The sequence below is a fragment of the Eisenbergiella tayi genome, assembly GCF_001881565.1.
Lineage (GTDB): Bacteria > Bacillota > Clostridia > Lachnospirales > Lachnospiraceae > Eisenbergiella > Eisenbergiella tayi.
On record NZ_MPDJ01000005.1, the window covers coordinates 242740 to 256913 of the forward strand.

Consider the following 14174-nt stretch of genomic DNA (forward strand, 5'->3'; position numbering starts at 1 on the left):
CCTTACTCCTGATTCTCTTCACAGACTTTCAAAACCGCTTCAAAAGACGCGGCATCCAGCTTATCCCGCAGGAAATACAGGATTTTGTCCGGCCCGCAGCCGGCGAACCTTTCCTTCCATGTATCCAGCCTTCCGGCGGCATCATGAAAGGCCAGCGTCTTGTACAGGGTATCCAGTTCCCTGGCCATCATTTCCCCGGCATCCAGAATGGCCTGCTGCTTACGGATGTTATTCCTGCTCGCCAGCCGTTCGAAATCATCTATGGATATCAGCCGGCAGCCGGGAAGGGTTCCGATATCCTTATCCATATCCGCAGGCACGGCGATATCGATAAAAAGACGTTCTCTGCCATCCGCCAGATAACCGGCTGCCTCTCCTGCCGTCAGAGTATAGTGAGGGCTTTCCGTTGCGGAAATGATCACATCCGCCTGCTCCAGATAATCATAGCGCTCCCCGTACTCCACCACGGTAAGCGCTCCTTTAGCACTCCCCGTTACCGCATGGTTCCTTTTGGTGGCGAGCACATGGATATTTCCGTGATCCAGCAGATTTTTAAGGATAATACTTCCCATTTTTCCGCTTCCGCCGATGAGAAGTACCCGAAGGAAGCTGTCCGTCCTCTGGTTTTCCACGCCTGGCAGCCCTTTTTCCGTCCGCCCCGGCCCGCTCTCCGCCTTAAATACCTCATTGGAAACCAGAGTGGCAATGGAAACGGAAGCTTTGGAAATCTCCGTTTCCGTCTTGATTTTTTTAGCGCACGCCAATGCTCCCTGGAACGCCGTATTCAGCTCATACCCTGGTTTTCCTTCCTTACAGGAAAATAAATAAGCCTGCCGCATCTGTCCCAGGATCTCGTCCTCTCCCAGAACCATAGAATCCATGCCGCAGGTAACCCTGTATAAATGCTCCAGGGCCTTTTTACCCTGAAACCGTCTGGAAATCCGGCGCAGCTGTGTTTCTTCCATACCGCTCTTATCCGCCAGCAGCCTTTCCAGCAAAGAGAAACTGTTTTCCCCGCCCGTCACATAGATCTCCGTCCGGTTACAGGTATTGAGCACCACCGCCTGGCCTGTCTGCTCCAGAAATTTCTTTTTTTCCTCTTCGGAAAACACAAAACATTTTCTCACTTCCTCCGGTGCGGATTTGAAGCTGATGCTGATACATTCCATATTTCCTCCATTATGCCTTACATAGGGCATGGATCTTTTTTTCTGAAAGTTAGTTTACTGCTCCTGCCCATTGGCCCGCTGTACCGGCTGCCTCGCAGCCGGTACAGCGGGCCAATGGGCAGGAACAATCTACATGAACCAAGGTCAAGCGCGCTGACGTTAGCTTGACCTTGGCCTTTTTCTTATTTTCTCATTATGACGGCGCTCACCCTAGAGCGTGTCTGAAAATTACTTTCCGTCAGATGTGCGGCACACTTTGTGGGAGATTTGGTTCCAATGAGGGAGGCGTAGCGGGCTACGTTGACCGAATTGGAACCAAATATACCTCAAAGTGAGGCGTACAGATGGCGGGAATGAATTTTCAAACACACTCTAGCAGGTAGCTCCGCCCTTCAGATGCAGGCTGGCTCCGACGATTTCCTCTTTTCTGGCAAGGATCTCATCTCCCAGCAGCTGCTCCTGTACCTTTTCAAAGCCGATTCTGCTCACCGTGTCTGCAAAACGCTCTCCCGTATTTCCCTGTTCCCTGAAAAGAAGGATTGCCTTTTCCAGAACGGAAAGTACTTCTTCCTCACTGGTGAAGATTCTGTCAAGCGCCTGTCCGTGCGCGGTTCTCTTTCCCCAGCGCCCGCCTATGTAAACCTTATAGCCATAGGTTCCTTCATCCGCCGCATGGAACGGGCATTTTCCGATACAGCGTCCGCAGTTATTGCACTTTTCTTCATCGATTACCAGCTTGCCGTCCGTAACCTGTGCGGCGCCCATAGGACAGATATCCGCCACCTGGCACTTGGCACATCCGCGGCAACTATCTATATTATAAGTGGGAATCCGCTGTCCGACAATACCAAAATCATTTAAATCCGGTTTTACACAATTGTTGGGGCATCCGCCGACTGCAATCTTGAATTTGTGAGGCAGCTTGACCTCATAATAACCGTGATAGAAACGTTCATGTATTTTTTCGGAGAGGGAGTAGGAATCCAGCTGTCCGTACTGGCAGGTTGTTCCCTTGCAGGCAACCACAGGACGAACCTTGGAACCCGTACCGCCGGTTTCCAGACCCGCTCCGGCCAGGAAATCCCGAAGCTCCTCTATTCTTTCATAAGGAACGCCCACGATTTCCATGGTAAGTCTGGTGGTCATTACCACGTCACCGTTTCCGTAAAGGGCTGCGGCATCCGCGATACATCTGTTTTCTTCCGCTGTCACCTTACCGTTTCTTGTAATGACGCGGACATTAAAATTATTGGTTCCCTTGTTATGCAGGCATCCCAGCGCCTTTACCCGGGTAATATCCTCCGGCGACACCGTCACCTTCTCCGCCGCATTTCCGGTGCGTATTATATTAAAGAAGGAAGATCCCTCCAGCACCTTCGTATTGGTATAACCATAATGCTTTAACCGGTTCTGAAGCAGATATGCACGTTTTCCCTTGGCACAGACTAACAGCAGCTTTTCTTCCTTTCCCATACCAAAGAAGCCCTGCTGAGGCATTTCTCCCTGCACCTTGTTCAGATCCACATAAGTGACGCCGGGAATGGTCGGGCCTGCGGGATTGACATCAATTATGCGGTAATCCGCTGCCGCGCCATCCATATATTCCGCAGGAGTGAAACTTTCCATCACTCCGTCCAGCTTATTCTTCAGGATCTGCACTGCCGTAACAAAAGGATGGATGGCTGTGGAGAACGGCGGCGCATAAGCCAGATCCAGAGAGGTCATCTGATCCAGGGTTCCGCCGAAGGTTACGGCCATCACTCCGATATCCGTCATCTTATCCACGGCTCCCGGCCCCAGCACCTGAATTCCCAGCAGCCTGCGGGTTTTCCTGTCCGCGATCAGCTTGGTTGCAAAGAAAGAGGCATCGGGATAATAATGGGCTTTGTCATCGGTTACAGCCAGAACGGTTTCCACATCATAACCGGCAGCCCTGGCAGCCTCTTCGGTCAGTCCGGTACGGCCTCCGTTCAGCCCGGGAAGCTTCACAACACCTGTCCCAAGGACACCGGGATAGCTCACGTCTTCACCGCCCAGCGCCAGAGCCAGGGTGCGTCCCTCCATATTGGCGGAAGAGCCCATAGGAGACCACTGTCTTTCCCCTGTCATGCGGTTCGTTACCATAGCACAGTCCCCTGCCGCATATACATCCGGAAGGTTGGTGCGCATTTTATCATCCACCAGGATAGTGCCCTTAAACATCTCCACTCCTGCCTCCTGGCAAAAGCCTGTATTCGGACGGATCCCTATGGACAAAATCACCAGCTCTGCCGGCAAAAAGCCTTTATCGGTTTTTACTCCTTCCGCCTTCTGCGATCCGGTGATTCCCTCCAGTTTCGTAGAGGTCAGTACACGGATTCCTTTTTTCTCCAGGTGACGCTTCGCATAATCGGCCATTTCCCGGTCAAAGCCCGGCATTATCTGGGGCGCCATATCCATTACCGTAACGGAAATACCTTGAGCCAGAAGGTTCTCCGCAACCTCCAGGCCAATGAAGCCTCCGCCTGCGACAACCGCTTTTTTCACCTGATGTTCCTTCAGATAATCTCTTGTTTCAATAGCGTCCTCCGGCGTACGCATGGTGAATACCCCGGGAAGCCTTACCCCTTCTAACGGCGGAACCACGGAAGAAGCCCCCGTCGCTATTACACAGGCATCATATTCATAAATCTCTTCCGCTCCGGTACGCAGATTTCTGGCAATCGCCTTCTTTTCATGGCTGTCAAGTCCTGTAACCTCTCTCTCCGTCTGTACAAGAACTCCCGTCAGCGCGGCAAACCGGGCCGGCGTATTCACAATGAGCTGATCCTTTCCTTCAATTACTTCCCCGATGTAATAGGGCAGGCCGCAGCCTGCATAGGAAATATCCCTGCCTTTGGTTACGATGGTAACCTCCGCTTCCGGCATCACTCTCTTGTATTTCGCCGCGACTTTGGTTCCGGCTGCGACCCCTCCGATGACTAATAGTTTCATGCTGATTTCTCCCTGTTTTTCTTATATGTAATTTTCCTGCCCCATCCGCAGGCAACGGGCCAATATCAGGCAAATCGAAATGCAGTCTGACATTGACCCGGGCAGTAGTAATTTAATGATAATCCATTTTATCAATAAAGTGAAATAATATATTAATTGGTACCTATAAGATAAATTTATCCTTACCTTTCGTAGCCCCGGTACAGCCGGCCTTATGGTTCTGCCTTGTCATAAATACAGTGGACCCCTCTATGCTTCTGTATTCCTCCCAGACATTCTGCATTGCAGCGGACACAGCGGCGAATGTTTTCTTTCTGTCCGCAGCGCAGCTTATCAGGCCAGGCCGGATCTGCAATCAGCTGGCGGCTCATGGCAGCATAGGCAATGCGGCCGTCGGCAAGCTGCTGCTCCACAAAGTCCGGATCCGTCAGCCCGCCCACACCGCATACCGGCAGCTTCGTAATTTTCCGCACACAGTCACAATAGCGCAGAAAACAGCCTTCTTCTCCAAAATAAGGATGATTGGCAGGCGGTATGGTATCCGTAAGGCTGGAATGATCCGCCAACGCCACATGAAAGCTGTTAACCCCTGCCTTTTCCAGCATGGGAATAAATACAGGGAGTTCTTCCGTTAATATGCCTGCATTCCCGTAATGCGGATTTTCCTGACGTACCGCAAGCTTATACTCAATTGTCATATCCGGCAGCGCCTGCCGTACGGCGGATACCGCTTCCACGGCAAAATGCGCTCTCTTCTCCGGACTGCCGCCGTATGAATCCGTTCTTTCATTATAGATACCGGAGGAAAAACTGCCGCACATACGATCCCCATGTATCTGGATCATATCGAACCCTGCCTGCTTTGCCAGGACAGCCGCTTTCCCGAAGGATGATGTAATGGCCGATACCTTCTGAGAGGACAGCTGTGTAATATATCTGCCTGTCTGCTGATTCAGCAGATGCCGAAGTTCCTCTGCCGTAATCTTTTTGGTGAGCAGGCCGGGAATGTATCTGAGCATTCCTTTCACATCGCTGTCCGACTGATGAAGCTGGGCACACGCCAGACTGCCGCCGGCATGAATCAGCTCACACAGACGCTTATAATGGGCAAATCCTTTTTTACCGGACAGGCTGAAAAACCCTCTGTCCGACACCGGGACATCGCCGATAATAATCATGGCGCAGCCGCCCTCTGCGATAGCTGTAATTTTCTGCTCCAGCTCCTCTCCCCTGAGCCCCAGTGAGGTCGGTGCAAAAACAATACGGTTTTTTAAGGTAAGACCGCCGATTTCAACAGGGCTGAGAATCGTTTCGTACACAACAGATCCCCCCTTTTTCCGTATGCAGCTTCTGCAGCAAGTCCATCAGCTGTTCCTGTTCTTTGTTGGTAAGTCCCTTCAAAGCTTCTTTATCCCATCGGGAAAATAATTCATGGCTGAGACGGAATGCATCTTCCCCTTTTTTTGTCAGATGGAGGATATGGGCACGCCTGTCGTGAGGGTTCTGCTCCTGTATCAGGAACCCGTCCTTTATCAGCTTATTTATGGACCGGTTGGTATGCCCTGCGTCCATGCGGAGCGCCTGTGAAAGTTCTCCCGGGGCACACCCCGGATGCTTTCCGACGTACAGGATAAAATAGAGCTGTCCCGGAGACAGTCCCGCCCCTGAAAGCTGATTGCTGCAATACTCTGTGAAATCCTTGCGTAATATGCTCACGTAGTAAGCGAATGACTGGAGCATGGCAATACCTCCTGTTACTTGATTAAGTCAAGTATATTCCCGATGTTTGACAATGTCAATCTTTTCTCTTCTTAACTGGCAGAATGCAATACAGGTAGGTAATGTAACATTTGTTCTTTTATCTGTCCTTTAACAAAAAATCCCCATTGAATATCCCCTGCGGTAATAGTAAACTATGATCATATGAAAATCTTCCTTTCACAAGGGCATAAATAAAAAACAATTGTCCAGATCATAAACCCACTGCTTTTCCGAGGATGCCGACTGCTGCTCCGTCAGCCTGTTGGCATTACCTCATGAAAATAATTAATATACTTATAGGAGAAAATACTATGAAATACGATTTTACTTCCATCATTGACAGACAGGGAAAGGATTCCATCGCTGTAGATGTCATCCCTTTTGACAACGCAGAGGTGGCGGAGGGCTTCTCCAAAATCCCCATGTGGGTTGCCGATATGAACTTTGCTACGGTTCCCACCATCCAGGATGCCATCATAGAGCGTGCAAAGCATCCTGCCTTCGGCTATTTTGATCCCAGAGAAGAATATTACGGCAAAATCATAGAATGGCAGAACACACGCAATGGTGTGGAAGGCCTGACAAAGGAAGCTATCGGTTATGAAAACGGCGTGCTTGGCTGCGTCTCCTCCGCCGCCCAGGCCTTCAGCGCTCCCGGAGAGGCCGTACTCCTTCATTCCCCTACCTATATCGGTTTCACCCATGCGCTGGAAAGCATCGGCCGCAAAATCATCTTAAGCGATCTCGTACGGGATGAAGAGGGCATCTGGCGTATGGACTATGAGGATATGGACAGGAAGCTGAAGGAAAACCATATTCATTTCGCCGTATTCTGCTCCCCCCACAATCCCTGCGGACGTGTCTGGACGCGGGAGGAAATCGAAAAGGCAATGGAGGTTTATTCCAGAAATAACTGTGTCGTGGTTTCCGATGAGATATGGTCGGATTTGACCCTCGAAGGACATAAACACATTCCCACCCAGTCCATTTCAGAAGATGCCAGAAACAGGACTATCGCGGTTTATGCCCCTTCCAAAACCTTCAACCTGGCCGGCCTGATTGGCTCCTATCATATTATTTATAACCCCTATCTGCGTGACCGGGTAAGGAAACAGGCTGAGCTCTCCCACTACAACAGCATGAACGTTCTGTCCATGCATGCCCTTATCGGCGCCTATCAGCCGGAAGGCCACGAATGGGTGGATGAGCTTCGCCATGTTCTCACGGAAAATGTGGAATATGCCTACAGTTATATCCTCGACCACTTCTCCGGTGTAGAACTGGCTAAACCGGAAGGTACCTATATGCTGTATCTTGACTGCGAAAAATTCTGCCAGGAGCATGACATGTCTATGGATGAACTTATCCGCGCCGGTATCCGTGTCGGCGTCATCTGGCAGGACGGCCGGCCTTTCCACAGACCTTATGCCATCCGCCTGAATCTGGCGCTTCCTCATTCTCAGGTTGCGGAAGCCATGGCACGTCTGGATAAATATGTTTTTAACAAATAAGCGGTTGATTACAGCTTATTTATAGTTTATAATTATTTCAGGAAAAGAATATTTTATGACACTCCTGCTGCCAGCCAGGATATTTCATCAGAAATATGCGCACTACGCGCAGAGGGAGCAGTCATGAATACCAAGACAAGTTTTAAAGAGCTGAACCTTAATAATGCTTTTCTTTTTGCCCTTGCCCTGAGCGATCCCGAACTATGCCGGATTATTCTGGAATTGATTATCGGAAAACCACTGGGCCCAATAAAAGTAGAAACGGAAAAGAGTATTATGTTCAGCTCTGATTTCAGAAGTATCCGTCTCGATGTCTATGCCTCGGACCAGTCACACGTTGATTATGATTTAGAAATGCAGAACGAGGGTGACAAAGACAGTCTTCCGAAACGCAGCCGCCTGTATCAGGCGGAAATGGACGTGAAGTCCTTAAATCCCGGGGATGATTTTGTATGTCTGGGAAGCAGTTATATTATTTTTATCTGTACCTTTGATCCTTTTGAAGATCAGCTATTCCGGTATACCTTTGAAAACATTTGCTATGAAACAGGAAAACCTTTGAATGACGGTACCTGTAAGATTTTTCTGAATACCAGGGGAACCAATCATTCGGACGTATCTCCCGTATTAATCCATTTTCTGCAGTATGTGGAGAATTCCACGGATGCCTTTGTGGAACAGATGCAGGATGATACGCTGAATCAGATTCACCGGAAAATCAGTGAACTGAAAGCAAGCCGTGAATGGGAGGCGAAGTACATGAAATTTGAAGAGCTGTTGAGACGTGAGCATGAAGATGGTGAAGCTACCGGAAAAGTTATCGGAACAGTTATCGGTGAAAAAAGAATGGCTGATCTCATTTCATTCTTATTAAGAGATGGCCTGGAATATGAGATTCCCAAAATCGCGGCTGATGAAAAGCTCCGGGAAACCTATTATCACAAATATCAATTATAGTCCTAATCTTGTCAAACTCTGCGGGCCGGCCTCAGACACCGGCCTGTCATAAAAAATCTATTATTCATTATTTCTCAAAATATCAATAAAACCAATCGATGAATTTTCTCTGTTACGCGGCAATAAGTTTACATAAAATATTCTTTTCCAATCTGTTTTTGTTTCATCTCTTTTGCATCATTTCCTTTTTATCAATAGAACGGTAATAATTAATGCTATAAAATCAGAAATCGGCGCTCCACTTATCCCGGTACCCGCAGAAATAAAGAATTCAACGAAAAAAGCCGGCGTTTTCGCACCGGCCTTTCCAATAACATATTACTATTCTTCCATTTCAATCCTTATGCTGGTCATTACCGGCATTTCCAACGGTTTATTCCAAGATTCCGGCCCATGCGTGGGAAGATCGGCAATCCGATCCAGCACCTCAAACCCTGACACAAGCTGTCCGAAAGCCGCATAACGGCCATCCAGCTTATGGGCATCCTTATGAACCACAAAGAACTGCGTTCCTGCTGTATCATAGGCATCATCTCTTGCCATGGAAAGCGCCCCTCTTTTATGAGGAATCGGGTTCGGAACACCATTTTCCGCGAATTCTCCTTTGATATGCCATTCACTGTCTGTCATGATATCATTATCCGGAGAGCCTGCCTGTATCACATAATCCTTCACGATACGGCACCAGGCCAGTCCGTTATAGAAGCCGCTGTTCACCATGTCCACGAAATTCTTCACCGTAACAGGGGCCAGCCCGGGATACAGTTCAAATACCATATCCCCGAAGCCTTCTGTTGTAATAATACATTTCAAAGCCTGAATCCTCTTTTTCTTTCAAACAGGCATAATCACCTTATTTCGCAAGCACCTTTGCATTTTTGAAGTACAGGTTGCCTGAAGATGTCATATACACACCCTGGACATAATCCTTCAGCAGATAGTTGTTTGCTTTGTAGTACAGCGGAACAACCGGATATTCATTAGAAACAATATCATCCGCCTGCTTTACCAGTTCACCTGCTTTTGCCGCATCCTTTTCCACCTTTACCTGATCCACTACCGCATCGTAATCAGGATTGCTGTAGAAGCAGTTGTTTGATACAACATCGGTATAGAGCAGAGGCAGGAAGCTCATGGGATTTACGTAATCGGCGCTCCATCCCATTGCGCATACTTCATAATTTCCGCTCTGGACATCGCTGTAGAATACGGCCCAGTCTGCAGAGGTTACTTCAACGGTAATTCCCAGATTCTGTTCCCACATTTCTTTGATAGCTTCCGCTACCTTCTTCACGTTATCATCGGAATAGAAGGACAGCTGAACCGTAGGGAAGCCTTCTCCGTCAGGATAACCGGCCTCCGCAAGAGCTGCCTTCGCCGCTTCCGCATCCGCCGTAGGTGACAGACCGAAATCACTGCGTCCGTCCAGAATGTCCTTCCCGTCCACCACATAGCCGGGAGACAGGAAGCTGTATGCAGGTTCTGCATCTGTCTGAACCACATTGTTGATCAGCGCTTCCCTGTCAATTGCCAGGCAGAGTGCTTTTCTTACCAGCGGGTTATCGTAGGGTGCTTTTGCACAGTTGATATTATAATATACGGTTCCGTAGCTGGGGGTTGATTTAAGTCCTGCATTTTCAGCCTTCAGGCGGGCCATATCGCTGGAAGGAATGCTTCTCACGCCGTCAACCTCGCCGCTTTCATAAGCGGTCAGAGCTGTTGCAACATCCAGGATATAACGATAGGTCAGTTTTTCCAGCGTAACATTGGCAGCATCCCAATAGTTTTCATTCTTTTCCAGAACAATGCTTTCGCCCATATTCATCTCTGTGATCTTGAAGGGGCCGTTGCAGACATAGGTGTCGGCAGCATTGGTCCACTTGTCCCCATTGGCTTCCACCGTAGCTTCCTGAACAGGGTAATATACCCACATGCTCACAAGATCCACATAATAAGAGCAGGGGGCTTTCAGGGTAAATTCCAGTGTTTTGTCATCAAGGGCCTTAATGCCTACATCCTCTGCCTTTGCCGTTCCGTCATAGTATTCCTGTCCGTTTACCACATAATCGGAAATCATGTCCACATACTGGGATGTGGTTTCCGGAGTGAGGACACGAAGTGCGGAGTATACGTAATCGTTAGCTGTCAGAGGTGTTCCGTCACTCCATTTCAGACCGTCTCTCAGATGGAAGGTATATACGGTCATATCATCATTGACGTCCCAGGATTCCGCATTGCCCGGTACGACTTCACCGCTTTCCGAATAAGTAACGAGTCCTTCAAAGCAGTTCACAATAAAGGGGACTGCGAAAGAGTTGTTGGTGATGCCGGGATCGATTCCGTCCGGCTCGTTATTGAGTACAAAGGTCATTTCCTGTGCGCCTGCAGCCTCTTCAACCGCTCCTGCGCTTTCCTCGGAAGCAGTTCCTTCTTCCGCAGCCTCTGTTGACGGCAGCGGAGCAATGGTCTGGAGCTCTCCGCTGTCCGATCCGGATCCACAGCCGGACAGCACAGCAGTACACATCAGGCCAAGGGCGAGAAACAGACTTAATGCTTTCTTTTTCATAAAATATTTCCTCCTCATGGATAATTTATGCTTCAGGCATGATATAGTATCATACCGAAAAACCTGGTTATCAGCCATACAGATGACAGGCTGTCATATGCCCGTTTCCCGCATCCTTAAGCTGCGGCACCTGCTGGGAACAGATGTCCTTCGCATAAGGGCATCTGGTATGGAAACGGCAGCCTGAAGGCGGGTCGATGGGGCTGGGAATATCCCCCTCCATGCCGCTCTTTTCTTTCATTCTTGCCAGTTTGGGATTGGCAATGGGAATGCTGCCCAGCAGTCCCTTCGTATAGGGATGCAGCGGGTTTTTATAGATCTCATTCGATTCGCTGACTTCCACCAGCTGCCCCAGATACATGACGCCCACATCATCCGATACATAACGCACCATGGAAAGATCATGGGCTATAAACAGATAAGAGACTCCCTTTTCCTCCTGGAAATCCTTCAGCAGGTTAACTACCTGCGCCTGGATGGATACGTCAAGTGCCGATATGGGCTCATCGCAAATGACCAGATCCGGCTGAAGAATCAGCGCCCTGGCAATCCCCACACGCTGTCTCTGCCCGCCGGAAAACTCATGGGCATATCTGCCGCTGTGCTCCTTTGTCAGCCCTACCCTCTCCAGCATGGGATAAATGAGTTCGTTGGCATCCTCTTTCTTCCTGACGACGCCATGGGCGATCAAAGGCTCCGCGATGATATCCCGGACAGTCATTCTTGCATTTAAAGAGGCATAAGGGTCCTGAAAAATCATCTGCATATTTTTCCGGTAAGGCTTCAGCTGCTTTTGCTTCAGCTCCGTGATATCCTCACCGTTCAAAAGGATCTGCCCCGATGTGGGGGCGTACATCCGTATAATAGTCCTGGCACAGGTTGATTTCCCGCAGCCGGATTCTCCCACCAGGCCAAGGGTTTTTCCTTTTTTTAAAGTAAAACTGACTCCATCCACCGCATGAACGATCTGCTTTGATCCCACTTTAAAATGTTTGGTCAGATTCCTTACTTCAAGCATGTTCTGTTCGTTCATCATCTGTTCCCCCCGCGAAATGGATTGTGTTCATCTGCCGGCGCGTCCTCATACTGCAGAAAGCACCTGGTCCGGTGCCCTTCTCCCACTTCCACAAAATCAGGAAGAGAACCGGCACACACTTTTCTGGCATAAGAGCAGCGAGGAGCGAACGGACAGCCCGCAGGCGGATTGGTCATATCCGGGGGTGAACCGGGTATAGGCTCAAGCCGCTCACTTTTTTCCTGCTCCACATCGGGGATCGAATGCAGAAGGCCCATGGTATAAGGATGGCCGGGCCGTTCAAAAATATCTTCTATCCGCGCTTCTTCCATAATCAGGCCGCCGTACATAACCAGCACCCTGTCACACAGTTCAGCCACCACGCCAAGATCATGGGTGATAAAAATAATGCTGGCGCCATATTCCTTGTCCAGCTCCCTGAGCTGTCTCAGGATCTGATCCTGAATGGTCACATCCAGCGCCGTTGTCGGTTCATCCGCAATCAGCAGCTCCGGCTTGTTGGCAAGCGCCATGGCGATCATGACACGCTGCCGCATCCCGCCGGAAAATTCATGAGGAAAGCTGTGGTAACGCTTCTCCGGCTCAGGGATACGCACTTTAGCGAATAATTCCATAACCTGAGCCTTCCGTTCCTCTTTCCCCATTTTGGGATGGTGGATCTTGATCATCTCCGAAACCTGTTTTCCTACGGGAATCAGCGGATTCAGTGAAGACATGGGATCCTGAAAAATCATGGATATTTTATTTCCGCGGATTTCGCGGAGCTTTTTTTTCGATACTTTGGTTAAATCCTCTCCTTCAAAAAGGATGGAACCGTCCTTAATTCTTGCCGTATCCGCCAGAAGCCGCAGAATGGACATGGAGGTCACACTCTTACCGCTCCCCGATTCTCCCACGATTCCCAGTATTTCACCCTTACCGACGCTGAAGCTGACGCCGCGTACTGCCTGTACCTCGCCGTTGCTGGTCAGAAAAGAGGTTGTTAAATTCTCTACCTGTAATATTGCGTCCATGATTTCACCTCTTATTTTTTCAGTTTCGGATCCAGCGCATCCCGCAGCCCATCGCCTACAAAATTAAAAGCAAACATGATCAGGCAGATAACAAGAGCCGGAATGAACAGCTGATGAGGACAGGAACGAAGGTTCTCTGTCGCGTCGTTGCACATGGTTCCAAGGCTGGCAAGGGGCGGCTGCAGCCCGATACCCAGATATCCCAGGAAGGCTTCCATAAAAATAGCGGACGGTATCAGCATGGTTACGGTTACCAGAATAGAACCCATGGCATTGGGTATCAGGTGGGAAAGCAGGATGGTTTTGGTGGAAGAGCCTATGGTTTTCGCAGCCTGGACAAATTCCTGCTCCTTCAGCCCGAGCACCTGGCCGCGGACCACTCTCGCCATATCCACCCAGTAAACGGTTCCCAGGGCGATAACGATACTCTGCAGCCCCGAGCCTAAAATCACCATGATCAGAATGACATAAAGCGTCAGCGGAATTGTGCTGATGATATCCACAATACGCATCATCACAGCATCCACATTTCCTCCCAGATATCCCGAAATACCGCCGTAGAGAACCCCGATAACCAGATTCACCGCCACGGCGACAAAGGCAACCATCAGGGAAACCCGCGTGCCGTACATCAGTCTGGTAAGGATATCCCTGCCCAGATTGTCCGTTCCTAACAGGTAGGATTTATTCCAGATATTTTTTGACCGGTAGATCGTATTATTTTCCGGATTGGCTATCACATACGGCTTCTGCCCGTAATAAAGAGCTACCTCTGTCCCATTGCAGTCAAAAATCGTCATCATGCGTTCGGATTCTTCCCTGACTTTTTTCAGCTGGATGCCGAGGGTTCCGTCACTGTTCACCTGAAGCACCTTCATCGCCTGTGTGATATAAAGATAACCGGTATTGTCCGGCGTTTCATAGACCTTCATCCGGGGAGGAATGTTCACAACCTCCAAATCCTGCACCGAATAACTGTATTTTGTAAAAAGAGGGCCGAAGGCCGCGAATAATATCAGAAGAAGAATGATTACAAAGCCCGCAATCGAAGTAGGCTTATGGCGGAACCGGAACCATACATCCCCCGCAAAGGTCCTGTTCTTTGTCCATATTTTTTCCCTGTCCTCATTGGAGGACTCCAGCATATCCCATTTGTTGTCCATGACTTACTGCTCCCATCTCTGCGCC

The 14174-nt window shown here is 49.4% G+C and carries 13 protein-coding genes; 3 read left to right on the top strand and 10 right to left on the bottom strand.

Features of this window, described 5'->3' with window-relative positions; genetic code table 11:
• Positions 1-2: 2 nt before the first annotated feature.
• Complete coding sequence (gene hemA, locus BLA28_RS19225; RefSeq protein WP_169897271.1) at positions 3-1169, bottom strand: glutamyl-tRNA reductase; 1167 nt, start codon at positions 1167-1169, stop codon at positions 3-5.
• A 182-nt stretch (positions 1170-1351) separates the two neighbouring features.
• A complete protein-coding gene (locus BLA28_RS34700) occupies positions 1352-1447 on the bottom strand; it encodes a DUF6783 domain-containing protein (protein ID WP_334292762.1) in 96 nt (31 codons plus the stop codon).
• Here BLA28_RS34700 and BLA28_RS34705 point away from each other — a divergent pair.
• Complete coding sequence (locus BLA28_RS34705; protein WP_318265017.1) at positions 1412-1504, top strand: DUF6783 domain-containing protein; 93 nt, start codon at positions 1412-1414, stop codon at positions 1502-1504. The genes BLA28_RS34700 and BLA28_RS34705 overlap by 36 nt on opposite strands.
• Positions 1505-1541: 37 nt before the next feature.
• On the opposite strand, the gene BLA28_RS19235 is transcribed toward BLA28_RS34705, so the two are convergent.
• The 3 genes from BLA28_RS19235 to bilQ all read right to left on the bottom strand — a co-directional run bounded on the left by BLA28_RS19235 (position 1542) and on the right by bilQ (position 5882).
• Entirely contained in the window at positions 1542-4142 is a 2601-nt protein-coding gene (locus BLA28_RS19235; protein ID WP_071699289.1) for an FAD-dependent oxidoreductase, read from the bottom strand.
• A 212-nt stretch (positions 4143-4354) separates the two neighbouring features.
• Positions 4355-5461 (bottom strand): bilirubin reductase, encoded by a 1107-nt coding sequence (bilR, locus tag BLA28_RS19240; RefSeq protein WP_069157637.1) that lies wholly within the window; start codon positions 5459-5461, stop codon positions 4355-4357.
• Entirely contained in the window at positions 5433-5882 is a 450-nt protein-coding gene (gene bilQ / locus BLA28_RS19245; RefSeq protein WP_069157638.1) for a bilirubin utilization transcriptional regulator BilQ, read from the bottom strand. The genes bilR and bilQ overlap by 29 nt, the downstream gene beginning before the upstream one ends.
• A gap of 332 nt (positions 5883-6214) precedes the next feature.
• Between bilQ and BLA28_RS19250 the strand changes: the two genes are divergently transcribed.
• Both BLA28_RS19250 and BLA28_RS19255 read left to right on the top strand, forming a co-directional pair.
• Positions 6215-7414: a MalY/PatB family protein gene (locus BLA28_RS19250; RefSeq protein WP_069157639.1), complete on the top strand. Its 1200-nt coding sequence runs from the start codon at positions 6215-6217 to the stop codon at positions 7412-7414.
• A 123-nt stretch (positions 7415-7537) separates the two neighbouring features.
• Positions 7538-8371 carry an Rpn family recombination-promoting nuclease/putative transposase gene (locus tag BLA28_RS19255; protein ID WP_069157640.1) on the top strand — a complete coding sequence of 278 codons (834 nt, stop codon included), beginning with the start codon at positions 7538-7540 and terminating at the stop codon, positions 8369-8371.
• Positions 8372-8692: 321 nt separating this feature from the next.
• Here the strand turns inward: BLA28_RS19255 and BLA28_RS19260 are convergent, their stop codons facing one another.
• The 5 genes from BLA28_RS19260 to BLA28_RS19280 form a co-directional block, all read right to left on the bottom strand.
• On the bottom strand, positions 8693-9184 hold the full coding sequence (locus tag BLA28_RS19260; protein ID WP_071699290.1) for a peptidylprolyl isomerase: 492 nt from the start codon (positions 9182-9184) through the stop codon (positions 8693-8695).
• A gap of 40 nt (positions 9185-9224) precedes the next feature.
• A complete protein-coding gene (locus BLA28_RS19265; protein WP_069157641.1) occupies positions 9225-10937 on the bottom strand; it encodes a peptide ABC transporter substrate-binding protein in 1713 nt (570 codons plus the stop codon).
• Between the two features lie 70 nt (positions 10938-11007).
• On the bottom strand, positions 11008-11970 hold the full coding sequence (locus tag BLA28_RS19270) for an ABC transporter ATP-binding protein (RefSeq protein WP_081330022.1): 963 nt from the start codon (positions 11968-11970) through the stop codon (positions 11008-11010).
• Positions 11970-12986, bottom strand: a complete 1017-nt coding sequence (locus BLA28_RS19275) for an ABC transporter ATP-binding protein (protein WP_009251716.1) — start codon at positions 12984-12986, stop codon at positions 11970-11972. Before BLA28_RS19275 ends, BLA28_RS19270 begins: the two co-directional genes overlap by 1 nt.
• 11 nt (positions 12987-12997) lie before the next feature.
• A complete protein-coding gene (locus BLA28_RS19280) occupies positions 12998-14149 on the bottom strand; it encodes an ABC transporter permease (protein ID WP_009251717.1) in 1152 nt (383 codons plus the stop codon).
• Between the last annotated feature and the right edge of the window lie 25 nt (positions 14150-14174).